The 22,537-nt window shown below is 68.0% G+C and carries 19 protein-coding genes, 1 tRNA gene and 1 other RNA gene; 10 read left to right on the top strand and 11 right to left on the bottom strand.

The genetic code is table 11. From position 1 onward, the window contains the following. Window positions 1-36: 36 nt before the first annotated feature. Together GXZ33_RS01665 and GXZ33_RS01660 are read right to left on the bottom strand one after the other, a co-directional pair. Complete coding sequence (locus GXZ33_RS01665; protein WP_291339128.1) at window positions 37-3,120, bottom strand: bifunctional [glutamine synthetase] adenylyltransferase/[glutamine synthetase]-adenylyl-L-tyrosine phosphorylase; 3,084 nt, start codon at window positions 3,118-3,120, stop codon at window positions 37-39. A 22-nt stretch (window positions 3,121-3,142) separates the two neighbouring features. Further along, window positions 3,143-4,480, bottom strand: coding sequence for a glutamine synthetase family protein (locus tag GXZ33_RS01660; protein ID WP_291339127.1), 1,338 nt, complete (start codon window positions 4,478-4,480; stop codon window positions 3,143-3,145). Between the two features lie 204 nt (window positions 4,481-4,684). On the opposite strand from GXZ33_RS01660, the gene GXZ33_RS01655 reads away from it, so the two are divergent. Further along, the gene (locus GXZ33_RS01655; RefSeq protein ID WP_291339126.1) at window positions 4,685-5,734 is read left to right on the top strand and encodes a DUF2786 domain-containing protein; all 1,050 of its coding nucleotides are present in this window, start codon (window positions 4,685-4,687) and stop codon (window positions 5,732-5,734) included. Between the two features lie 79 nt (window positions 5,735-5,813). Continuing rightward, window positions 5,814-7,718 (top strand): CYTH and CHAD domain-containing protein, encoded by a 1,905-nt coding sequence (locus GXZ33_RS01650; protein WP_291339125.1) that lies wholly within the window; start codon window positions 5,814-5,816, stop codon window positions 7,716-7,718. Window positions 7,719-7,783: 65 nt separating this feature from the next. Here GXZ33_RS01650 and GXZ33_RS01645 read toward each other — a convergent pair whose 3' ends face one another. Then, window positions 7,784-8,002: a hypothetical protein gene (locus tag GXZ33_RS01645; protein ID WP_291339124.1), complete on the bottom strand. Its 219-nt coding sequence runs from the start codon at window positions 8,000-8,002 to the stop codon at window positions 7,784-7,786. Window positions 8,003-8,120: 118 nt separating this feature from the next. Between GXZ33_RS01645 and GXZ33_RS01640 the strand changes: the two genes are divergently transcribed. Continuing rightward, entirely contained in the window at window positions 8,121-9,398 is a 1,278-nt protein-coding gene (locus GXZ33_RS01640) for a galactokinase family protein (RefSeq protein WP_291339123.1), read from the top strand. Between the two features lie 27 nt (window positions 9,399-9,425). Further along, window positions 9,426-10,034, top strand: coding sequence for a DJ-1/PfpI family protein (locus tag GXZ33_RS01635; RefSeq protein ID WP_291339122.1), 609 nt, complete (start codon window positions 9,426-9,428; stop codon window positions 10,032-10,034). Here GXZ33_RS01635 and GXZ33_RS01630 read toward each other — a convergent pair whose 3' ends face one another. Next, complete coding sequence (locus GXZ33_RS01630; RefSeq protein WP_291339121.1) at window positions 10,035-11,432, bottom strand: RNB domain-containing ribonuclease; 1,398 nt, start codon at window positions 11,430-11,432, stop codon at window positions 10,035-10,037. Window positions 11,433-11,474: 42 nt separating this feature from the next. Here GXZ33_RS01630 and GXZ33_RS01625 point away from each other — a divergent pair, with 42 nt between their 5' ends. Further along, a complete protein-coding gene (locus tag GXZ33_RS01625; protein WP_291339120.1) occupies window positions 11,475-11,687 on the top strand; it encodes a hypothetical protein in 213 nt (70 codons plus the stop codon). On the opposite strand, the gene rnpB is transcribed toward GXZ33_RS01625, so the two are convergent. The 5 genes from rnpB to GXZ33_RS01600 form a co-directional block, all read right to left on the bottom strand. Further along, window positions 11,681-12,077, bottom strand: an RNA gene (rnpB, locus tag GXZ33_RS01620) — RNase P RNA component class A. The genes GXZ33_RS01625 and rnpB overlap by 7 nt on opposite strands. A 35-nt stretch (window positions 12,078-12,112) precedes the next feature. Beyond that, window positions 12,113-13,312, bottom strand: coding sequence for a bifunctional RNase H/acid phosphatase (locus GXZ33_RS01615; RefSeq protein WP_291339119.1), 1,200 nt, complete (start codon window positions 13,310-13,312; stop codon window positions 12,113-12,115). Beyond that, window positions 13,312-14,034 (bottom strand): C4-type zinc ribbon domain-containing protein, encoded by a 723-nt coding sequence (locus GXZ33_RS01610; protein ID WP_291339118.1) that lies wholly within the window; start codon window positions 14,032-14,034, stop codon window positions 13,312-13,314. The genes GXZ33_RS01615 and GXZ33_RS01610 overlap by 1 nt, the downstream gene beginning before the upstream one ends. Window positions 14,035-14,045: 11 nt before the next feature. Next, window positions 14,046-15,179 (bottom strand): Nif3-like dinuclear metal center hexameric protein, encoded by a 1,134-nt coding sequence (locus GXZ33_RS01605; RefSeq protein ID WP_291339117.1) that lies wholly within the window; start codon window positions 15,177-15,179, stop codon window positions 14,046-14,048. Between the two features lie 23 nt (window positions 15,180-15,202). After that, on the bottom strand, window positions 15,203-15,751 hold the full coding sequence (locus tag GXZ33_RS01600; protein WP_291339116.1) for a DUF4274 domain-containing protein: 549 nt from the start codon (window positions 15,749-15,751) through the stop codon (window positions 15,203-15,205). Between the two features lie 53 nt (window positions 15,752-15,804). Here GXZ33_RS01600 and GXZ33_RS01595 point away from each other — a divergent pair, with 53 nt between their 5' ends. The 4 genes from GXZ33_RS01595 to GXZ33_RS01580 all read left to right on the top strand — a co-directional run bounded on the left by GXZ33_RS01595 (window position 15,805) and on the right by GXZ33_RS01580 (window position 18,761). Then, on the top strand, window positions 15,805-16,461 hold the full coding sequence (locus tag GXZ33_RS01595) for an HAD hydrolase-like protein (protein ID WP_291339115.1): 657 nt from the start codon (window positions 15,805-15,807) through the stop codon (window positions 16,459-16,461). Further along, window positions 16,436-16,948: a low molecular weight protein-tyrosine-phosphatase gene (locus GXZ33_RS01590; protein WP_291339114.1), complete on the top strand. Its 513-nt coding sequence runs from the start codon at window positions 16,436-16,438 to the stop codon at window positions 16,946-16,948. The genes GXZ33_RS01595 and GXZ33_RS01590 overlap by 26 nt, the downstream gene beginning before the upstream one ends. Window positions 16,949-16,992: 44 nt before the next feature. After that, complete coding sequence (locus GXZ33_RS01585; RefSeq protein WP_291339113.1) at window positions 16,993-17,940, top strand: SURF1 family protein; 948 nt, start codon at window positions 16,993-16,995, stop codon at window positions 17,938-17,940. Window positions 17,941-18,056: 116 nt separating this feature from the next. Continuing rightward, window positions 18,057-18,761 (top strand): hypothetical protein, encoded by a 705-nt coding sequence (locus GXZ33_RS01580; protein ID WP_291339112.1) that lies wholly within the window; start codon window positions 18,057-18,059, stop codon window positions 18,759-18,761. 53 nt (window positions 18,762-18,814) lie between these two features. On the opposite strand, the gene GXZ33_RS01575 is transcribed toward GXZ33_RS01580, so the two are convergent. Both GXZ33_RS01575 and GXZ33_RS01570 read right to left on the bottom strand, forming a co-directional pair. Further along, window positions 18,815-18,890: transfer RNA gene (locus tag GXZ33_RS01575), tRNA-Val, on the bottom strand. Window positions 18,891-18,954: 64 nt separating this feature from the next. Next, window positions 18,955-19,383, bottom strand: coding sequence for a DUF3052 domain-containing protein (locus GXZ33_RS01570; RefSeq protein WP_291339111.1), 429 nt, complete (start codon window positions 19,381-19,383; stop codon window positions 18,955-18,957). 419 nt (window positions 19,384-19,802) lie between these two features. Here GXZ33_RS01570 and aceE point away from each other — a divergent pair. Then, the coding region (aceE, locus tag GXZ33_RS01565) for a pyruvate dehydrogenase (acetyl-transferring), homodimeric type (protein ID WP_291339110.1) at window positions 19,803-22,537 on the top strand (2,735 nt) is incomplete at its 3' end.

The raw sequence follows: 22,537 nt of genomic DNA, 5'->3' as shown, positions 1-22,537 counted from the left end.
GTGTCACCACCCCTAGTGGTGACACCTCACCCCGTCTCAGGGTTGCAGCGCCGCCTCACCCCAGAACACCTCGTCGACGACCTGCCGCGCCTTGCGCGTCAGTTTGAGGTAGTGCTCGAGGAATCCCTGGTAGTCCTCCGGATCCCAGCCCGCTGCACCTGCGACCTGCGCGAGCGCCGGTCCCGGGCCGGGCAGCTGGTCGGTGCGTCGGCCCTTGACCAGCACGAGGGAGTTGCGTGCGTTCGTGGCGCACAGCCACGCCTCCCGCAGGATCGCCACCTGTTCCGGCGGGATGATCTCCTTCTCCGCGATGACGTCGAGGGTCTCCAGCGTCGACGTGTTGTGGAGTTCGGGGTACTCGTGCGCGTGCATCATCGTCAGCAGCTGCACGGTCCACTCGATGTCGGTCAGCGCACCGCGTCCCAGCTTGGTGTGCGTCGTGCGGTCGGCGCCACGCGGCAGCCGCTCGTCGTCGATGCGCGCCTTCATGCGGCGGATCTCCCGGATGTCGCTTGCCGACGCCCCCTTCTCCGGGTAGCGGAACTCGTCGATCATGCGGAGGAAACGGGTGCCCAGCTCCTCGTCGCCGGCGACGACCGTGGCCCGCAGGAGAGCCTGGATCTCCCAGATCTCACCCCACTGCCGGTAGTAACGCTCATAGGAGTCCAGGGTCCGCACCACCGCGCCCGAGCGCCCCTCCGGGCGCAGACCGAGGTCGACCTCCAGCGGCGGATCACCGGAGGGTTTCGCCAGACGTGCGCGCATGCCCTCGCAGATGCCGATGGCCCACTTCACCGCCTCGGTGTCCTCCACCCCCTCCGCCGCCTCGCAGACGAACATGACGTCCGCGTCCGAGCCGTAGCCGAGTTCCGCCCCACCGAGACGTCCCATACCGATGATCGCGATGCGGGCCGGGGGTTCCTCCAGGTTGTTCTCCTCCAGACTCCACCGCACCTCCGCCAGGAGGCTGGCCTGCAGGACCGCGTCCCACACCAGGGACAGCTCCATGCAGACCTGGTCGACCGGCATGAAGTCCAGCAGGTCCGCGGAGGCGATGCGAGCCAGCTCGATGCGGCGCAGCGACCTCGCCACCGACACCGCCCGGTCGGGGTCGGAGTGCCGTTTCGAGGAGGCCACCAGGGCCTTGCAGACCTGGTCGGGGGCAGGGGCCATCACCTTCGGGCCGGTGGCCCCGTCACCGAGCTGCTTGACGAAGTCCGGCGAGGAGATGATGAGTTCCGAGGTGTACGGGGAGGTGCCCAGGATCCTCATGAGCCGCTGACCGACCACGCCTTCATCGCGCAGCATCCGCAGGAACCACACACGGTCGTAGGCCGCGTCAGAGAGTTTGCGGTAGTTGAGCAGACCCGCATCGGGGTCGGCGGTCTCGGAGAGCCAGGTCATCAGGGTCGGCAGGAGCATGGCCTGCAGCTTCGCCTTGCGCGAACCACCGGCCGCCAGAGCCGTGAGGTGTTCGAAGGCGCGGACGGGGTGCCGGTAGCCGAGCGCGGCGAGCTGCAGCTTCGCGGCCTCCGGGGAGAGGGTGATCTCGTCGACGGAGAGGTTGACCACGGTGTGCAGCAGCGGACGGTAGAACAGCCGCGAATGCAGGTCCGAGATGAGCAGACGGATCCTCCGCAGGTGCTTCTGCAGGGCGTCGACGGCCGACTTCTTGCCCGACCCGAGGAAACCGGAGGTCCCCGCCAGCCAGATGAGATTCTTCTCGTCATCGTCCGCCGGCATCGTGTGCGTCCGGCGGAACCGGTGCAGCTGGAGACGGTGCTCCAGCAGCCGGAGGAACTCATAGGCCTCGATGAGCTGATGGCCGTCCTCGCGGCCGACGTATCCACCGTGGACGAGGGCCTCGAGGGCGTCGACGGTGGCCAGGACCCGGAGCGACTCATCGGAACGGCCGTGGACCAGCTGCAGGAGCTGGATGGCGAACTCGACGTCACGCAGCCCGCCGACACCCAGTTTGAGTTCACGCTGGCGCAGTGCCTCGGGGACATTCTCCAGGACCCGACGGCGCATCGCCTGCACGTCATCGACGAAGGAGTCCCGCTGCGAGGCAGTCCACACCATGGGGGACAGCGCCTCGATGTAGTCCCGCCCCAGGTCCATGGAGCCGGTCATCGGGCGGGCCTTGAGCAGCGCCTGGAACTCCCAGGTCTCCGCCCACCGCCGGTAGTAGGCGACGTGGCTGTCCAGGGTGCGCACCAGCGCACCGGACTTGCCTTCCGGCCGCAGATTGGCGTCGACCTCGAAGAAGGCCTTCGAGCCGATCCTCATGAACTCCCCCGCCAGACGGGTGGCCTTCGGGGTGGCGGGCTCGGAGACGAAGATGACGTCGACGTCGGAGATGTAGTTGAGCTCCCCGGCGCCGCACTTGCCCATCGCCATGACCGCCAGGCGCGTGTCGACTCCCCTGTCCTCCCCGTAGACCCCTGCCACGGCGACCGCGAGGGCGGCGGTGAGGGCGGCGTCGGCAAGCGCGGTGAGCAGGCCGGTGACCGTGGTGAACGGGATGACCGGCTGCTCCGGGACCTCACCGCGACGGGCGCCGAAGGTACCGGCCAGGTCGTGCGCCGCGATCCGCATGATGAGGGTGCGGTAGGTCAGTCGGAGAGTGGTGGACGCCTCAGGCTCGGTGATGCGCGCCCGGTAGGTGCCGGGTGTGGTCAGGTCGCTGGTGGCTGTGTCCGTCACACCCTCCGGCTCGTCGGCCACGTCAAAGTCCGCCGGCACCGCATCGACGGCGCCGAGCATCACCTGCATGAGCTCCTCGGGGGTCGGCAGACCGCGGGCGAGTTCCTGCCAGAGGTGCGGGTTGGCGGCGAGATGGTCACCGAGGGCGGTCGAACCACCGAGCAGAGCAAAGAGCCGGACGCGGAGCCCGGCGTCCCGGCGCAGCGCATCATCGAGCTCGGCCCTGTCCTCGCCCAGTGCGGACATGATGCGGATGAGCGTGTTGAGCGCCAGGTCGGCGTCACCGGCCCCGGCGAGTGCCCACAGCAGATCGACGGAATTCTCGTTGTCCCAGCCCAGTTCCGCGAGATCCTCGCTGGCGCGCCGTCCGGTGAGGCTGAGGACGGCCGGCGACGGGACGATGGTGCGGGTCATGCTCGCTTCTCCTCTCCAGGGGTCAGTAGTCCAGGGTGTTCCGCAGCTCCCAGGGCGTGATCTGCTCCTGGTAGTTGTGCCACTCGTTCCACTTGGAGCGCAGGAAGTACTCGTACACCTGCTCGCCGAGGATGTCGGCGACAAAGTCCGACTTCTCCAGCACGCGCAGTGCCTGGTCCAGCGACGCGGGCAGGTCCTCGTACCCCATGGCCAGACGTTCGCGGCGTGTCAGCGCCGAGATGTCGTCCTCCGCCGGATCCTGCAGCTCATATTCCTCCCGGATACCCTTGAGCCCCGCCCCGAGCAGCACGGAGTAGGCCAGGTAGGGGTTGCACGCGGAATCGAGGGAGCGGACCTCCACGCGACGGGACTCCGCCTTCGCCAGCCGGTAGGTGGGGACGCGGACCAGGGCGGAACGGTTCGACACTCCCCAGGTCGCCGCGGTCGGGGCTTCGTTCCCGAAGACGATGCGCTTGTAGGAGTTCGGCCACTGGTTGGTCACCGCGGAGATCTCCTGGGCGTGGCGGAGGATGCCGGCGATGAAGTGCTTGCCGGTCTTGGACAGCGAGATCTCGTCGTCCGGGTCGTGGAAGGCGTTCGTGCCTCCCTCGAACAGGGACATGTGCGAGTGCATCGCCGAGCCGGCGTGCTCCGTGAAGGGCTTGGGCATGAATGTCGCGCGCACCCCGTTGGAGGCGGCCACCTGCTTGATGAGGTAGCGGAACGTCATGATGTTGTCCGCCATCGTCAGGGCATCCGCGTGCCGCAGATCGATCTCCTGCTGGCCCGGCGCCGTCTCGTGGTGGGAGAACTCCGTGGCGATGCCCATTGCGTCGAGGGCCGTCATCGCTTCCCGACGGAAGCGCGGCGCCATGTTGTACGTGGCCTGATCGAAGTACCCGCCGTTGTCGGTGGGGACGATCGTCGCCGGATCCTCCCCCTGGCTGAACAGGTAGAACTCGACCTCCGGGGAGATCTTGCAGGTGAATCCCTCGTCCGCCGCCAGGTCCACCTGGCGGCGCAGGATCTGACGCGGATCCGACCAGGAGGGCTGCCCGTCGGGCATCGTGATGTCGCAGAACATGCGGGCGGTCTGCAGCTCGGGGGTGTCCGTGTCGAAGGGCAGCACCTGGAAGGTGGAGGGGTCAGGCAAAGCGATGGTGTCCGACTCCGAGATACGGGAGAAGCCCTCGATCGAGGAACCGTCGAATCCGACCCCCTCCTCGAACGCCCCCTCCAGCTCTGAGGGGCTCATCATGACGGACTTGAGGTAGCCGAGGATGTCGGTGAACCACAGCCGGATGAAGCGGATGTCCCGTTCCTCGACGGCGCGGAGCACGAATTCCTGTTGACGATTCATGCCCCCAACTCTAATTGCGCAGCCGACATGACCGTCCCGGGGACGTCTCCCCGGTCGGGGGCGGGGGTGATTTTCCCGTCTGGTCCGCCCAGCTCGCCAGGGCTCGCACGAGCGGACGGGGGTGGTCATGTCAGAGGCGGATGATCAACTGTCCCTGACCGACCGGATAGAACACCCGTTCCCACAGATGGAGAGCCAGAAACCGTGTACCTGCCCGACTTCAACGACATCTCACACGAGACCATCATCAACGAACTCGCCTTCGCCGCAGCCCGGGGCTGGACCCCCGATGACCTGCGACATACCCTGGGCCCCGTGGTCATACCCTTCCTGCGGGAGTCCCGACCTCACCTCTTCGCCGTGACACACACCCGCATCGCGGCCGCCTGGGACCGGCAGCTCCGCACCCTGGTCAGCGACACCACCGCGGAGCCTGACCACGGCACACTGCGGGCACTCGCCGTCGAACTGGTGAGCCTGCCCGCCTTCACGGATGCCGACACCTACGTGGAGCAGCACGTTCTCCTGCGGCACAACAGGGCGGCAACCGGGGACTCCCCCGAGCAGGTGCGTGCCCGACAGCGCATCACCGGACTGCTCCGCAAGGCCCGGTCCACCATCTTCCCCGCAGAGGCCGAGTCCCTCGTGGCCAAGGCCCAGCAGCTCCGCCAGCGCCACCGGATCGAGCACGCACTCGACGACGTGCCGGAGGATCCGGAGGACGTGGTCAGCGTCCGCATCCATCTGCACGCCCCCTGGGTCCGCTTCCAGTTCCTGCTGCTGGGTTCCGTGGCCTTCCCCAACTCCTGCCGTACGGTCCTGTCGGACTCCATCGGGATCGCCACCCTGGTCGGGCACCCCGACGATGTCCGGCACTGTCTCGAACTGTTCGCCAGCCTCAACCACCAGCGGGACTACTTCATGCGCCACTCCCCCGGCGCCACCCATGCAAGCCACCACGGACAGACCTCCGCTTACCGACGCTCCTTCCTCTTCGCCTACGCCAACCGCATCCTGGACCTGCTCGACACAGCAACGACGGACGTCCCCACGGAGCAGGGAACATCCGGCAACGCACTTCCGGTGCTCGCCCGGCGCGACCGGGCCGCAGAGGAGATGCGCGACCGCATCTTCCCCCACACCAGCGGAATACGGTTCGGGCACAGCCACCATCACCCGGGAGCCTCCGACGGCATCGCCGCCGCGGAACGGTCCCACCTCGGACCTGCCCGGACCAGCCTGAACAGCGCCTGACCGCCACCCCTTCACGGCGGTAGATTGGGGTCAACACCCCTTCCCCCACCCTTCGGCACACATCCCAGGAGGAGCAGCCATGTCCACCAGCACGTTTCTAGAGGTCGAGGCGAAATTCGCTGTCTCAGCCACCTCCGTCGTCCCGGATCTCACCCGTCTGACCGGTGTCGACTCGATCGCCGCGACGAAGACCCACCGGATGTCGGCCGTCTACTACGACACCGCGGATCTTCGTCTCACCCGCTCACGGATCACCCTCCGGCGACGTGAAGGTGGCGATGACGACGGCTGGCACCTCAAGCTTCCGGGTATCGCCGGACGACTGGAGATTCATGCGCCGCTGGGTGAGCCGGTGGACGGTCGCTTCGATGTACCTGAGGAGATCGCCTCCCAGGTCCGTGCCCTGGTACGGTGGGAACAGCTCAACCCCATCGCACAGGTGGACAACGAACGGGTGGAGTTGACTCTGGCGGCGGCCGACGGGACGCCCGTGGCCGAGTTCTGTGATGACCATGTCTCCGCCTGGTCCCTGCTCCCGGGTGGTGTCCACAGCTCCTGGCGTGAGTGGGAGGTCGAGCTCGTCGGGGACTCCCCTGCCACGGCCGTGGGCAATCCGCTCCTGCTCTCGGCCACACAGCTGCTCGTGGGTGCCGGTGCACGGGTGTCGTCCTCCCCTTCCAAGCTCGCCATGGCCCTGGGTGATTCGGCGTCCTCTGCGGAGCTCCCGCCCTTCCTGCTGGATGCGGACATCGATCCGGAGTCCCCTGCCGCGGCCGTCATCGCAGCGCTGAAACTCAACCGGGACAAGCTCCACGAGTACGACCCCCGGGTACGGCGTGACGAATGGGACTCCATCCACCAGATGCGTGTGGCGACCCGCGAGCTGCGCAGCCACATGGAGACCTTCGACGGCATTCTCGGCGGCGCGGAACTCAAGCACATCGAGTCCGAGCTCAAACTCCTGGCCGGCATGCTCGGCTATGCCCGTGACGCGGAGGTCGTCGAGGAACGTTTCCTCCGGCTGCTTGATTCGGAGGATTCCGACGTCCTCGATGAGACCACCCGTGAGCACCTGCAGCACGACATGGGTGAGGAGTACCGGCGCGCACACCGTCGAGTTGTCGCGACGCTGAACTCCGACCGCTACCTGGCACTGCTCGACGCCATCGACAGGCTTCTCGCCGATCCGCCGGTGGCGGGTGCCCACGCCCATGTCCCGGTGGAGCAGACCCCCTCCCCTGAGCCGGCCACGGAGGAGGATGTGGCCGCGGACCTGGACATGGGTGCCGAAGGTGGCGCCGGTCAGCCTGTCATGGAGGTGTCCACCGACGGAGTCGATCCTGAGGAGGACACCACGGAGGAGGAGGCGGACATGGTGGCGGAGGGAGCCCCGGAGGACAACCCGGGTGCCGATGTCCCCGTCGAGGTCCGTCATGCCCGGACCCCGGAGGAGGTGGAGGCGATCCTCTCGGAGCATCTGGACGATGCCTACCGTCGGCTGATGAAGCGGCACCACAAGGCCGTGAAGAACTGGGACAACACGGAGCTCTCCCTGCACCAGCGCGAGGAGTACTTCCATGACATGCGCAAGTCCGCGAAGAAGCTGCGTTACGCGGCGGAGGCGGTCGGTGCCACCACGCAGTTGAAGACGAAGCGTCTGTACAACGCCTGCAAGGCCCTGCAGTCCAGCCTCGGCGACTTCCAGGATGCGGTGACGTCACGGGACAAGCTCGTGCAGATGTCGCGGGCCGCCCATCGACGCGGCGAGGACACCTTCGGTTACGGGCTCCTCTACCAGCGTGAACGCACCATCGGTCTGAAGTCGCTGGAGGACTACCCCGATGAGGTCAAGGCGATCCGGAAGGCCTACGAGCGCCTGATGAAGTCGGTGCAGGAAGCCCACGAGGAGGCCGAGAAGGAAGCTGCGAAGGCTGCCAAGAAGAAGGCGAAGGCCAAGGCAAAGAAGAAGGACAAGGAGGACTAGCGAAAGAGGCGGTGGTCCTGCCCCTCGTATGGAGCAGGACCACCGGTGATTCGGGCGGGACGGGGTTACTTGTCGGTCTCCCAGGAGGCCGGCTTGCCCCAGTCGTCCTCCTTGCGGTCCTCAGCATCAGCGGCGGCAGTGCGCGCCGCGGCGATCTCGAGTGCACCCGCTGCCTCTTCGCGGGTGTCGTAGGGTCCCATGCGGTCCTCCCAGGCACCTTCCTTGCCCTGGGTGACCTCACCGGTCTTCGGGTCGAAGTACCACTTCAGGTCCTCGGGTTCCATGCTGTCCTCCTTCGTCGGTTCTGTCGGATAGATAACGCCCAGGCTACCTGTGCTCGACGGTGTATGGCGGCGACTACAGTGGACAACGTCACGACTGTAAGGAGAACCAGAAATGCCGATGTGGCCCGTTGCCGAGCTGCCCGTCACCGACCGTGCGGTCGCCGCCCACCGTGAGCGGACCGGTGCAGATCCCGTGTCGGCGGCCCACGCCCCCGCCACCTGGCTGCTCATCGGCGAACACGTTGACCACTCCGGCGGTGTCGTGCTCGCGGCACTGGCCGACCCGGAGGTGGGGGTCGCGCTGAGTCCCCGCTCCGACGACCTGGTCACGGTGGTGGCCCACGTGACCACACCCACCGGGGTGGATGTCGTGGAGGACCAGATCAGTCTGGGCGTGATCGCGGAGATGGCCGCCTCCCAGCAGCCGTCCATCGATGAGCGTGGTCGTCCCGAGGAGCCTCCGACCCCGGAGGGTGGTCTGGCCGCCCGGGTGGGTGGCCTGGTGTGGACGATGATCAACCGGCAGCTGCTCTCACGCGACACCGGTGGCCTGGATGTCACGGTGGTCAGCGACATTCCGGACGGCTCAGGGCTCGGTGACGAGGCCGCCCTGGATGTCGCCTTCACCCTGGCGCTCCTCGCGGACTCCACAGACCTGGATGACGCCCCGATGCGTACCCGCCTGGCGGAGATGTGCAGCCAGTCCGCCGAGATGTTCTCGCCGGGCCCGCAGCTGCGTGCCCGGCACACGGTTGCCCTGCGGGGGCAGCCAGACGCGGTGTCGGTCATCGACTACGCCGACGGCTCCGTCACGCAGGCTCCGCACCCGCAGTCCTCTGACCTGGAGTTCTTCTCCGTGTCGGTGGGGCAGGTCCGGGTGGATCGTGCGGAGGCCATCCTGGAGCGCCGTCGTTTCGTGGCCGAGGCGTGCCGGGCCTTCGGCACCGAGTCCCTGCGGCTGCTCCCGGATGCGCCGCAGCGGGTCATCGAGTGGCTGACCGCCGTCCACAAGGTCCACGGCACCGAGGACACCCCCTCCGTGGGGGAGGCTGCAGCCTGGCTGGCCTTCGAGGAGAAGGAGACGATCCGTGCGCAGCGGATGGCGCGTGTCCTGCGTTCCCGCCGGACGGAGGACATCTGGCCGCTGCTGGCCCAGTCGCAGTCGGGGCTCACGGGACCGTACGGTCTGCTGGGTTCCGAGGCGATGGTGCAGCTGTGCCTGGTCCGCGGCGCCCTGGGGGCCCGCGCGGCCTCGGCGGGCAATGTGGAGGCCGTCATCGCCGGAGTCTCCGGTCGTCGTGCGGAGAACTTCGCACGGGACCTGTCCGAGGAGGGTCTCATCGTGGTGAAGCTGGGTCGCGGGCGGGTGGCGGACGTCGCCAAGCCCGAGCAGTGACGCCCATCACACGATAGGCTGCGGAGCATGACCCATGTTGTGCTCTACGCCTTCGACTCCATGGCCGACTGGGAGTACGGCCCCCTCGCCGGTGCGCTCGGCCATCTCCGGAGCTCCGGGATCGCCGTCGACCTCATCGTCGCGGGCGACTCCACCGCAGAGGTGACCACCTTCGGCGGGTTGCGCCTCCGCCCGGAGTACTCGCTCAGTGAGCTGGACCCGGCGCACATCGACATGCTCGTCCTGCCCGGGGGAAACACCTGGCACACCCGCCACGACTCCGTCCTCGGGCTGGCCGCCGACCGCCTCTCCCGTGATCAGCCCGTCGCCGCGATCTGCGGCGCGACGCTCGGGCTGGCGCGGAGAGGGCTGCTCGACACCCGCCGCCACACCAGCAACAACGCAGAGTTCCTCGCGGAGAGCGGCTACCGGGGAGGCGCGCTCTACGAGGAGGCCCGCGTCGTCGTCGACGGCCCGCTCATCACCGCGCCGGGGACCAGTCCCCTGGAGTTCACCCGGGAGACCCTCGTCGCCTCCGGGCTGATGAACAAGGAGGCGGCGCACGCCTGGCACCAGATGTACACCACCGGTGACCCGTCCTGGGGTGGCCGGCTGATGGCGGCCCTGCGGGGCTGATCAGTCGGCGGGCCAGGCGAAGGTGACGTCGCGGGTCTGCACGTCGGCCCGGATGAGCGACACCTTCGTCGTGGTGCCCTGCTCGGGGTGGCCGAGTGCGTTGGCCAGCACGGGTGGGTCCGCGACGAAGATGCGGGCCTGGTCGCGTTCCCGGTCGGTGGAGAGGATGACCGCGTCGAAGTTGTGCCCCACCCACGGGGTGAGGACGGTCGCCTCGGTGAGGTCGAGGCTGGCCCGGTCGACGGAACCGGTCAGGGCGGAGGTGCGCTGCATCGCATCGATGACCTCGTCGGCGCGGTCGGTGACCCAGGCGGGCACCTCCTGTCCGGCGCAGAGGGCGAGGCAGTACTCCGTCGCGAAGCGGTCGACGAGGCGGCGCAGGGGTGCCGTGACATGGGCGTAGTAGCCGCCGATACCGGCGTGGATCTCCACGTCCCCCTCCTCCACCCGGACGTAACCCGCGCCGCGCAGGAGCTTCTGGGCCTCCCTCATGACGGCCATGCCACGGGGGGTGTCGGCGTCGATGAGCTGGAGGAATTCGCCGATGGGGCGGTCGTCGGGAAGCTCGTAGCCGAGGGCGCGGACCTCGGCGCGGAACTGCGCCTCGGACTCGGGGGTCGCCGGGCTCAGCGTCCGCAGCAGCCCCTTCCCGTGGTGGACCATGAGCTGGCCGGCGCACATGCCGGTGAGCAGGGAGATCTCGGAATTCCAGTCCATGACCTCGTGGCGGGGTTCGACGATGAGCTCGTAGGTGCCGTCCTCGAGGGACTTCACACGCTGGGAGGGCAGACGCAGGTTGATCGCGCGACGACGCAGCGCCGACACCTCACGCAGCTGCCCCACCTCAGGCAGCAGGGCGACGGAGGGGTGCATCTCGCCGCGGACGTAGTCCTCGTGGACCTCGTCGTAGTCGAGGCGGGCGTGAGAACGCACCAGTGCGCGCTCGACGTGGAACTTCTCCACCTCGCCGGCGAGGTCGAGGTCGAAGGTCCAGACGACGGCGGGCCTGTCGACGTCGGGAAGCAGGGACCCCGACCCCTCGGACAGTTCCTCCGGGTGCAGGCGGGCGGGCTCGTCGGGCAGGTAGATCGTCTGGCCCCGGCGCAGTGACTCCGCCTCCAGGTCACTGCCGGGGACGATGAACGCGGCGACGTCGGCGATGGCGTAGAGCACCCGGTAGCCGGTGGCGCTGCTCTCGATGTACACGGCCTGGTCCAGATCCCTGGACCCGACCGGGTCGATGGTGACGAAGGGGACACCGCGCATGTCCCGCCGCTCCCCAGGGAAACGGTCCACCGCGGCCGCCGCCTCAGCGTGCAGCTCAGCGGGGAAATCGGTGGGGACATCGAATTCCTCGGCGATGCCACGGAAATTCAGGGGCGCTGCGTAGAGCTTCATGAGGCCCCATTGTTCCACAGGAACCGGGTACCCTGGGTCCCCATGAATATCGCCCTCTCAGAGACACACCAGGCCCAGCTGGAGATGCTGGCACTCGAATCAGGCCGCTCCCGGGACCAGGTCGTCGCGGAGCTGATCCGCCGGGAGTGGGAACGCTACTCCGCACGTCAGGCGGTGTGCACCGCGAGCGAGAACATCGCGGCGGCGCGGGAGGTCGTCGAGAAGCAGCTCCGCGAGATACACAGGGGCGAATGAGCCGGCCTGTAAGCCGGATTCTGTACCCGTGAGGGTGGTGATCATCCATCTGGGACGGCCATCACTGACCGCCTCAAGCAGCTACCTTCGGACTCGGGCGAGCAGCCCTCGGACGTCCGATCCGGCCTGCGACGTGGCAGACCATGATGCCTTGCTCCCGGTGGGGTTTACCTGGCCGGACCAGTCACCTGGCCCGCCGGTGCGCTCTTACCGCACCCTTTCACCCTTACCCCGGCCGAAGCCGGGGCGGTCTACTTTCTGTTGCACGTGCCCGCGGGTCACCCCGGGTTGCCGTTAGCAACCACCGTGCTCGGTGGAGTCCGGACTTTCCTCGACCACCGCCTGGCCCTCAGGGGCTGGTCCGGTGGCCGCGATCACCCGGCCGACTCATTCGCGTGTCCCCACCTTACTCCGGTGCGGGGCGATCAGGAAGAGCGCAGGTGGGCGGTGTCGTTGAACACCCGCAGCGTGGAGCCCACGCGTGCGTCGTTGTCGTCGAAGAACTCGACGACGCTCAGCGACGCCAGGTCGAGGAAGATCCGCGCCACCACGTGCGGCCCGGCGTCGAGCGCCTGGCGGACGAAGGACTTGATCGGCTGGACGTGGGAGACGACCAGCACGGTCTGTCCGGGGTAGCGCTTCTGCAGGTCCCGACGCACGGTACGCACGCGGTTGTGCAGCTTCCGCAGGGACTCGCCGCCCGGCGGGGCGATCGACGGGTCGGCGAGCCACTCATCGTGGAGCTGCGGGTCCATGGCGTGCGCCTCGTCGAAGGTCAGGCCCTCCCAGGTGCCGAAGTCCTGCTCGATGAGCCCGTCGATGACCTCCACGTCCAGCCCCAGCACCTCGCCGGCGGCGGTGGCGGTCTGCACACAACGGTCCAGCGGCGAGGAGACGATGACGTCGATGCCGCCGCGCTCCTGCAGCGTGCGGGCGGCCGCCCGGGCCTGCTCCCGACCCAGCTCGGTGAGCGAGGGGTTCGAGTGGCCCGAGTACTGCATGGCGGCCGACATGGGGGTCTGGCCGTGGCGCAGGAGGACGAAACGCGTGGGGCGGGAGGTCGCGCCGGTCCAGTGTGCCGGGGTGCCCGTCTGGGAACCCGGGGTGGCGACGATCTCGCAGTCATCCACGGCCGGGTCGTCGACAGGTTCCGCAACGGATTCCACGGTCTCCGTGCCACCCACGATGCCCGGCTCGGCGCCGGCGGCCGCGGCGTCCATGGCCTGGTTGGACAGGGCGTCGGCGACCTCGTTCTCCCCGCGCGGCACCCAGGTGTAGGTGACGGAGTCGAAGGAGTCCATGAGCCGGCGGGCCTGCAGTGCCAGCTTCTGCATGTCGGGGTGCTTGATCTTCCAGCGCCCGGACATCTGCTCGACGACGAGCTTGGAGTCCATGTACACCTCGACGGTGCGGGCGCCCAGGTCACGCGCGGCCTCCAGGCCACGCAGCATGCCGTGGTACTCGGCGACGTTGTTGGTCGCCCGCCGGCCCACGACGTAGACGATGTCCCGCAGCGCGGTCCGGCCGTCGGCGGCGTAGACGACCGTGCCGGAACCGGCGACCCCCGGGTTGCCCCGGGAGCCGCCGTCGGCGTAGACGATCACATGGTCATGCGGTCCCGGCACTAGACCTGCTTCCGGATGAGGTAGGTGCCGCACTCCGGGCACTGGGGCAGCTCATCGGCCGGGGCCCGGCGGATGCGCTCCTGGTCGGCGGCGGCGAGGACGATGTAGCAGCCGCCGCAGGTGCGGCCGTTGAAGTCGGCGGCGCCGACGTCGGAGTCGTTCTTCTGGGCCTCGTACTCGGCGAGGACGCTCTCCGGGAGCTGGGCGCGCAGTTCGGCGATGTGCTCGACGGGGTCCTGGACCGCGGAGCTGGCGGCCTCGGCGGCCTCGGCGGCACGCTGGGCGGCCTCCAGCTTGCGGGCGATCTCATCGCACTTCGCGCCGTGGATGTCACGGTTGTTGCGCAGGGCGTGGATCTGGTTGTGGCACTCGGTGAGCTCGCCCATGAGGTCGGCGATGCGGGACTTCACGGAGTAGCGGTCGTGCTCGAGGTCGCGGCGTCGCTCCTCGTCCAGTTCCGCGGAGAGCTGCGCCTTGTCGTCGGCGGCACGCTTGCGCAGCTTGCGCTCGTCCTCCTGGATGCGGAGGATCTCCGCCTCCATGTCGTCGACGGCCATCTGGGCGGCGGCGGAGGCGTTGAGCATGCGCTGGTGTTCCTTGAGCAGGCGGTCGACCTCCTCCCGCTCGGCGGGGACGAATGCCTTGTCACCCACCACATCCAGGGATCGTTCGGTGTTGGCCAGCTCCAGCAGGATCGCCTGCTGCATCGGATCGAGTTTCATGTCTACTCTTTCTACTCGCTTGCGTGGGCGGACAGGGTCCAGGGGTCGGTACGGAGGTCGATGACGTGCGTCTCGACATCCGCCTCGCGCCCCACAATCTCCGCCGCCTGACCGGTCCAGGGGAATTCACTGGCCCAGTGGGCGGTGTCGACGACCGGCGGGCCGCCGGCGCGGAGGTACTCGTCAACCGGGTGGTGGCGCAGGTCGGAGGTGACGTACACGTCGACCCCGAGGCCGCGGACGGCGTCGAGGAAGCTGTCACCGGAACCGGAGCTGACGGCCACGGTCCGGATCATCGCGTCCGGGTCGCCGGCGGCGCGCACGCCCCACTCGGTGACCGGCAGGGCGTCGGCGACCTGCCGGGTGAACTCCCGCAGGGTCATCGGCTCGGGCAGCTCACCGATGCGGCCGAGCCCCGTCGCCTCGTCCTGGTCGGTGGTGTCGGCCAGCGCGACGATGTCGAAGGCGGGCTCCTCGTAGGGGTGGGCGGCGCGGAGCGCGTCGATGAGCGCGCGGCGGCGGCGGGCCGGGGCGACGAACTCGACGCGGATCTCCGCGGAGCGGTGGGTGACGCCGACCTCCCCCTCCGTCGGGTCAGCTCCCTCGACGGGGGTGAACTGGCCGGTGCCCTCGATGTCGAAGGCGCAGTCGCGGTAGTTGCCGATCTCGCCGGCGCCGGCGTCGAAAAGCGCCCTCTTGACGGTGTCGACGGACGCCGGCGGGACGTGGACGCCCCACTTGTCCAGACCGGCGCCGGACTTCGGCAGGATCGGGCGCCCCGGGGTGATGCCCACGAGCTCGGCGAGGCGGTCGTTGACGCCGGGGCGGGCGGAATCGGCGTTGGTGTGCGCGGCGAACAGGGCCACCCCACCCTTGATAAGGGTGTGGATCACCTTCCCCTTCGGGGTGTCCGCCGCCACGGAGGTCACGCCACGCATGAGCAGCGGGTGGTGGACCACCAGCATCTGCGCGCCGCTGCGCACGGCTTCCTCGGCGACCGCCTGGGTGCAGTCGAGGGCGAAGGCCACCTTGCGCACCTCGTCCGCCGGGTCACCGCAGATCAGTCCCACGGCGTCCCAGCTCTCAGCGAGCGCTGGTGGATAGGCGGTCTCCAGGATCGAACGAATGTCACCGACGGTAGTCATGGCCCCCAAGTGTAGACGGGCGCCTAGTCGTCCTCGTCCTCGTCCCAGTCGTCCTCGTCGTCGAACGCCTCCTCGAGGACCTGCCATACCGCAGGGGGCATACCGTCCTCCCATTCATGGTCAGCGGCGTAGTCCCCTGTGTTGATCTCCTGCCCCGGGACCGCCCGGAACAGCTCCTCGGGGATCTGCCAGGCGGCATCCGCACCGTTGCGTGCCTCCCCGGTCCAGTCCTGTCCGTCGTCATCCCGTGGGTCGAAGGCGATGCCACCGTCGACCAGTTCCCCGCCTGTCAGTCGCCCCTGCAGGCGGTGGACGATCCGCCAGCCGCCCCTGGCGACGTCCGGGACGTCATCCTCAGACGGGTACTCCTGCATGAAACCCGGCTGGGAGTACCAGAAGAGGGCGAGAGCGCTCGCCCGGTCGAGGCGGGGGTGGGACGCCATCCACTCCGCGAGTTCGGCGCCGTCGTCGTAGTTCATGTTCGTGACGACGACAAGCCACTCGATCGGCTCGGCCTCGTCCAGGAACTGCTGCATGAGTCGCACCTGCAGGATCTCCACATCATCTTTCACGCCCGAACCATAACCCCGATCCCGGATTCGCGCAGTGTGGCAGATTGGGGGCCGTGAGCATTCTTCTTCTCGACGTCGACGGCACCCTCATCGATTCCCTCCCCGGCATCCAGGGTGGTTTCCTCCACACCCTCGACCAGCTCGGCTGGCCGCACCCGGAGCAGGAGTTCACCGACCGCATCGCCGGTCCCCCGATGGAGGTGACGCTGCGGTCTCTCGGCATGAGCCCGGAGCAGGCGCACGCGGGGCTGCAGATCTACCTGGAGTACACGCGGCAGGGCGGGTGGGGAAACGCCACCAGTTTCCCGGGGATGCTCGACCTGCTGCGCCGCTGGAAGGAGCAGGGACTGACGATTGCGACGGCCACGTCGAAGGGCGAGGGCTTCGCCCGCCTCATCCTCGAGCGTGAGGGTTTCCTGGAGCACATCGACTTCCTCGGCGCCGCCCAGGAGAACGGTCCGCGACGGGGCAAGTCCGCCGTCATCGATCATGTTCTCGGTGCGAACGGGTGGGCGGCTGACACGCACGCTATCCTCATGGTCGGTGACCGTTCCCACGACATCGAGGGAGCGGCGGAGCACGGTATTGATACAGTGGCCGTCTCATGGGGTTACGGAACCCCGGAGGAATGGGCCACCGCCGCCCACACCGCCCACACCCCGCAAGATCTGGAAGGGATCGTCAATGACTGGCTCGCCGCACGAAGATGAGCGTTTCCACGTCGACTTCGTCTGCACCGGCAACATCTGCCGCAGCCCGATGGCCGAGGTGATCTTCCACGACGCAGTGGAGGCCGCCGGCCTGTCCGGGATGGTCCGCGTGTCCTCCTGCGGCATCGGTGGCTGGCACGTCGGCAGCGGCGCCGACCGCCGCGCCGTCGCTGAGCTGCGCTCCGCTGGCCACGACGGCTCCGACCACATCGCCTCCCAGTTCGGCCCCGATGACATGGCCGCCGACCTGCTCGTGGCGCTCGACACCGGGCACGTCTCCGAGCTGGTCGCCCGCGGCGTCGACGAGACCCGCATCCGTCTGCTGCGCAGCTTCGACCCGGCGGCCCCGGAGCAGGCCTCCGTCGCTGACCCGTACTACGGCGGGCCGGAGGGCTTCGTCGAGACGCGCGAGCAGATTGAGGCCGCCGTCGAGGGCATGCTCACGTTCGTGCGCACGGCCGTCCACGTGAGCACCAGGAGCCACTAGACACGGCCTGTACACTGTTTTCCGTGGATACGTCAGGGAAGACAGTGACCAGGCAGAGGTACGGGAGCACACATCAGAAGGGCCGGAAGGGCTGGTTGACCTTCCTGCGCCCGGGCTGGGTCGTCATGTTCCTCCTCATCGTCGCCTTCTCCTACGCCGCCTTCACCTTTCTCGCGCCGTGGCAGCTGGGCAAGGACGACGCCATCGTCCACCGCAACGAGCAGATCGACGCCTCCTTCAAGAGTGACCCGGTGCCCGTCACCGAGGTCTTCGGCGCGGACGGTGCGATCAGCCCGGAGGACGAGTGGCGCCGCGTCACCCTGCAGGGTGAGTACCTCCCCGACGCGGAGGTGCTCCTGCGCATGCGCCCGGTGGACTCCTCCCCCGCCTTCCACGCCCTCACCCCGTTCCGCCTGGATTCCGGCGAGACGTTCCTGGTCAACCGCGGTTTCACCGTGCCCATCGACGGCAACATCCCGGACATGACCGAGGCCCCCACCGGGCCGGTCACCATCTCCGGCCACGCACGCTTCGATGAGGTGGAGCCGCCCACCGCCCCGATGGAGGACCAGGGTTACCGCCAGGTCTACGGCATCCACACAGAGCAGATCTCCGAGATCATCGGACTCCCCCTGGCACACGACTACGTGCAGCTGTCCGCCGGGGAGGCCGGGGAGCTCAACGCGATCCCGGTGCCCAAACTCGACCGCGGCTCGCACCTGTCCTACGGCTTCCAGTGGATCGCGTTCGGGCTCATGGCCCCGCTGGGCCTGGGCTACTTCATCTGGGCGGAGCTGCGTGAGCGCCGCCGCGTCCGCGCCGAGGAGCAGCAGCTTGTCGACGCCCCGGTGGCCACCGAGGTCACCGAGGTGGCGGCGGAGCCGGTGGCACCGCAGGCGCCCCAGACGCCACAGACACAGCGTTCCCGCTACGGCGACGAGCGCCCGGACCACTACGGACGCTTCGCCAGGCGTGACCGCGACCGATTCTGACATCACCACATCCAGGCAGAACGGCCTGCGGCGCACTAGGGTGGTAAACGTCACCCCACCTAGTTTCTGCAGGACGAATCATGGGCTTCTGGAACAGACTTCTGGCTTCCTCCGGCGTGGACCGCATCATTGACGCCCGCGCTGCCGGCACTCCCTCTCCCCGACAACGGAGGGGCTCCGATGAACCTGAGCCTCTCCGCTGCGACCCCCGCGAGGCGGCCCAGGTTCTGCTGCTTGCACTGGACAATGCCGCGGACCTCGGTTTCACTCCCCGCCGGGAGATCACGGTCGATGACATCGACTTCAACTTCTACAACGGGGCTGCCGGTTTCCGCCTCGAACACCTCAGCGCTCTACTGCAGCTGACGGATTCCGACGGCACCCCCCTGTTCGAGCGTTCCTTCGTGTTCGACCCGGAGTGTGTCAACTCCAACGACATCTACACGCAGCTGCTGTGGCAGATCGCCGACGCCGCAGGCACCCGCCACCGTTTCGCTGACGTGCACAGTGACCTGCACTTCGGGCCCGGCTTCGCGGACAACCCGGTGGGTGAACTGAGCTACTTCCTCGACGGCGAGGTGGTCCACCTCGATGTGGCCGTGGAAGGCGACTGGGCTGACCCCGAGGTCATCCGCCGGATCCTGGAGGACGCCACCCCACAGGGCCACCGCTGGGTGTGCACCGGCGACTACGGTGTCCACGTGTGGGTTCGGGATGAGCACGCCGAGGTGGTGGCCCGCATCTTCGCCGCGGAGGACACCGCCGCGGAGGCCCGCATCGCCGGGCGTCTCCACCAGGAGCGCCACTCGGGCCGGGGATAGACGCAACAGGCCCGTCCTCCTTCAAGGGGGACGGGCCTGACCTGCTCAAACAATGGTGCGCCCTGACGGGCTCGAACCGCCGACCTACTGGGTGTAAACCAGTTGCTCTTCCAGCTGAGCTAAGGGCGCGCACACCCGTGAGACGGGTGCCGCAAGAGTACCACGGGTCACAAAAGTGCCGTTAAATGAGGTACTACTTCTGCGGGCCGCTGCTCTCCAGGCAGGAACCCTGCCAGGCACCCAGGCGGGTCGCCGTGGTCTGCACCAGACCGGCGAGCTGGGCGGATTCGGAGATCTCTCCCGGGGCGATGAAACCGGGCTTGCCGGCGCCCGGGGTCAGCAGCCAGATCCGGCCGCCGTCGCCGAGCGGGCGCAGGGAGTCGACGAGACCGTCGACGAGGTCCCCGTCCTCTTCGCGCCACCACAGCAGGACGACGTCGCAGAGTTCATCGGTGTCCTCGTCGAGGAGCTCCTCCCCGATGACATCCTCCACGGCCTCAGAGATGGCCGAGTCGGAGTCCTCGTCCCAACCGACCTCCTGAACGACCATGTCGGGCTCAATGCCGAGAATCTGTGCGTATTCCTGGGCGTTCTTGTTCGCAACGCCCGGAGCGTCCACCACTGTGTATTTCCTCCTTGTTCACGACCGGTTCCCTGCTGGAACCTGTCAGTTACAGATACTGCTAGGCAGAATACAAGGTATGCGAGGTATTTTCCTGTTTTCACACATGAACGGACCCATAAACTGACGGCCAGGGTCACTTTCTGCGGCCAGGTCATTCCCGCGGGGGTGCGGGACTGAATTCGCAAACTCCGCCCCACCTGCGCCGTACACCCGGAACCGGGCTGCGACGAGGGATGATGGGGCGTCGCCAAGCGAACACCACCCACCGCCCCACCTTCACAGGCTTTGCAGGAACCGGGACTGACGTTGGCCAATGAAAACACGTATCCTGGGAAGGACACTCGGGCCCGTCCGGACCACCTTGCCGGCGGGCCCGTTGCTCCACCACAATCACCCAACAAACCTGGAGGCACACCATGGCAGATGACCTGAACGCGAACGGCCGCAAGGGCAACTCCCACTACCCGGCGATCCGCGACGGCGTCGCTTCTTACCTCAATGACACCGACCCGGAGGAGACCCAGGAGTGGATGGACTCCCTCGACGGTCTCCTCGCGGAGAAGGACCCGGCCCGCGCCCGCTACCTGATGCTCCGCATGCTCGAGCGTGCGGCCCTCAAGCGCGTTCCGCTGCCGAACCTGACCTCCACGGACTTCGTCAACACGATCCCCACCACCATGGAGCCGGAGTTCCCGGGTGACGAGGAGATGGAGAAGCGCTACCGCCGCTGGATGCGCTGGAACGCCGCCATCATGGTGCACCGCGCGCAGCGTCCGGGCATCGGCGTCGGCGGCCACATCTCCACCTACGCCTCCGCCGCCCCGCTCTACGAGGTCGGCTTCAACCACTTCTGGCGCGGCAAGGACCACCCGGGTGGCGGCGACCAGATCTTCTTCCAGGGCCACGCCTCCCCCGGCATCTACGCCCGCGCCTTCCTCGAGGGCCGACTCTCCGAGGAGGACCTCGACGGCTTCCGCCAGGAGGTCTCCCGCGGTGAGGGCAACGGCATCCCCTCCTACCCGCACCCGCACGGCATGCCCGATTTCTGGGAGTTCCCGACCGTCTCCATGGGCCTCGGCCCGATGGACGCGATCTACCAGGCACGGTTCAACCGTTACCTGCACAACCGCGGCATCAAGGACACCTCCGACCAGCACGTGTGGGCCTTCCTCGGTGACGGTGAGATGGACGAGCCGGAGTCCCGCGGCCTCATCCAGCACGCCGCTCTGAACAACCTGGACAACCTCACCTTCGTGGTCAACTGCAACCTACAGCGCCTCGACGGCCCGGTCCGCGGCAACACGCAGATCATCCAGGAGCTCGAGTCCTTCTTCCGTGGTGCCGGCTGGTCCGTCATCAAGGTCATCTGGGGCCGCGAGTGGGACGCCCTGCTGGAGAAGGACAAGGACGGCGCCCTGGTCAACGTCATGAACACCACCCCGGACGGTGACTACCAGACCTTCAAGGCCAACGACGGCGCCTACGTCCGCGAGCACTTCTTCGGTCGCGACGAGCGCACCGCCAAGCTCGTCGAGGACATGACCGACGAGGAGATCTGGGCCCTGCCGCGCGGTGGCCACGACTACCGCAAGGTCCACGCCGCCTACAAGCGTGCGCTGGAGACCAAGGACCGCCCGACCGTGATCCTCGCGTTCACCATCAAGGGCTACGGGCTGGGCCACAACTTCGAGGGCCGCAACGCGACCCACCAGATGAAGAAGCTGGCCGCGGAGGACCTGAAGAACTTCCGCGACAAGCAGTCCATCCCGATCCCGGACGAGGTCCTCGAGGCCGACCCGTACCTGCCGCCGTACTACCACCCGGGCGAGGACGCCCCGGAGATCCAGTACATGAAGAAGCGTCGTCAGGAGCTGGGCGGCTTCGTCCCGGAGCGTCGCCAGACCTACACCCCGCTGCAGGTCCCGGAGCTGGAGAAGCTGCGCAGCGTGCGCAAGGGCTCCGGCAAGCAGGAGGTCGCCTCCACCATGGCGCTCGTGCGTGCCTTCAAGGAGCTCATGCGTGACAAGGAACTGGGTCGCCGCGTCGTGCCGATCATCCCGGATGAGGCCCGCACCTTCGGCCTGGACTCCTGGTTCCCGACCCTGAAGATCTACAACCCGCACGGCCAGAACTACGTGCCGGTCGACCATGACCTCATGCTCTCCTACCGGGAGGCCACCGACGGTCAGATCCTCCACGAGGGCATCAACGAGGCCGGTTCCGTCGCGTCCTTCATGGCCGCCGGCACCTCCTACGCCACCCACGGCGAGGCGATGATCCCGCTGTACATCTTCTACTCGATGTTCGGCTTCCAGCGCACTGGCGACGGCATCTGGGCCGCCGCCGACCAGATGGCCCGTGGTTTCCTCATCGGTGCCACCGCCGGCCGCACCACCCTCACGGGTGAGGGCCTGCAGCACATGGACGGCCACTCGCAGATCCTCGCCTCCACGAACCCGGGCGTCGTGTCCTACGACCCGGCCTTCGCGTACGAGATCGCGCACCTGCTGCACGAGGGCATCGACCGCATGTACGGCCCGGGTCGCGGCGAGAACGTCATCTACTACCTCACCGTGTACAACGAGCCGGTCCCGCAGCCGGCCGAGCCGGAGAACCTCGACATCGAGGGTCTGCACAAGGGCATGTACCTGTTCTCCCGCGCGGAGGAGCTCGAGGTCGAGGGCGGCCACGAGGCCTCCATCCTGGCCTCCGGTGTGGGCATGCAGTGGGCTCTCAAGGCCCAGCAGATGCTGGCCGAGGAGTACAACGTGAAGGCCAACGTCTTCTCCGTCACCTCCTGGGTCGAGCTGGCCCGCGAGGGTGCGGCGAAGAACAAGGAGCAGCTGCGTAACCCGGCCGCCGAGATCGAGGAGGCCTTCGCCACGAAGCAGCTCAGGCAGGTCGACGGCGGCACCTTCGTGGCCGTCTCCGACTTCGCGACCGATCTGCAGGAGCAGATCCGCGCCTACGTCCCGGGCGAGTACATCGTCCTGGGTGCCGACGGCTTCGGTTTCTCCGACACCCGCCCGGCCGCACGCCGCTACTTCAACATCGACGCCGAGTCCATCGTCGTCGCCGTCCTCATGGGCCTGGCCCGCGAGGGCAAGATCGACATCTCGGTCGCCCAGCAGGCCGCCGAGAAGTACCAGCT

The organism is Corynebacterium sp. (assembly GCF_012838985.1).
In the GTDB taxonomy this organism is placed as follows: Bacteria; Actinomycetota; Actinomycetes; order Mycobacteriales; family Mycobacteriaceae; genus Corynebacterium.
Note: the sequence above shows the minus strand (reverse complement) of the source record. Positions and strands in the feature narration are given on the sequence as shown.

Coding starts and splice junctions, on each gene's coding strand:
- GXZ33_RS01630 (WP_291339121.1), bottom strand. CDS start 11,432: ATGAAGCTCTACGCAGCGCCCCTGAATTTCCGTGGCATCGCCGAGGAA.
- GXZ33_RS01660 (WP_291339127.1), bottom strand. CDS start 4,480: ATGAATCGTCAACAGGAATTCGTGCTCCGCGCCGTCGAGGAACGGGAC.
- GXZ33_RS01665 (WP_291339128.1), bottom strand. CDS start 3,120: ATGACCCGCACCATCGTCCCGTCGCCGGCCGTCCTCAGCCTCACCGGA.
- GXZ33_RS01625 (WP_291339120.1), top strand. CDS start 11,475: ATGAATATCGCCCTCTCAGAGACACACCAGGCCCAGCTGGAGATGCTG.
- GXZ33_RS01635 (WP_291339122.1), top strand. CDS start 9,426: ATGACCCATGTTGTGCTCTACGCCTTCGACTCCATGGCCGACTGGGAG.
- GXZ33_RS01610 (WP_291339118.1), bottom strand. CDS start 14,034: ATGAAACTCGATCCGATGCAGCAGGCGATCCTGCTGGAGCTGGCCAAC.
- GXZ33_RS01645 (WP_291339124.1), bottom strand. CDS start 8,002: ATGGAACCCGAGGACCTGAAGTGGTACTTCGACCCGAAGACCGGTGAG.
- GXZ33_RS01650 (WP_291339125.1), top strand. CDS start 5,814: ATGTCCACCAGCACGTTTCTAGAGGTCGAGGCGAAATTCGCTGTCTCA.
- GXZ33_RS01640 (WP_291339123.1), top strand. CDS start 8,121: ATGTGGCCCGTTGCCGAGCTGCCCGTCACCGACCGTGCGGTCGCCGCC.
- GXZ33_RS01590 (WP_291339114.1), top strand. CDS start 16,436: ATGACTGGCTCGCCGCACGAAGATGAGCGTTTCCACGTCGACTTCGTC.
- GXZ33_RS01605 (WP_291339117.1), bottom strand. CDS start 15,179: ATGACTACCGTCGGTGACATTCGTTCGATCCTGGAGACCGCCTATCCA.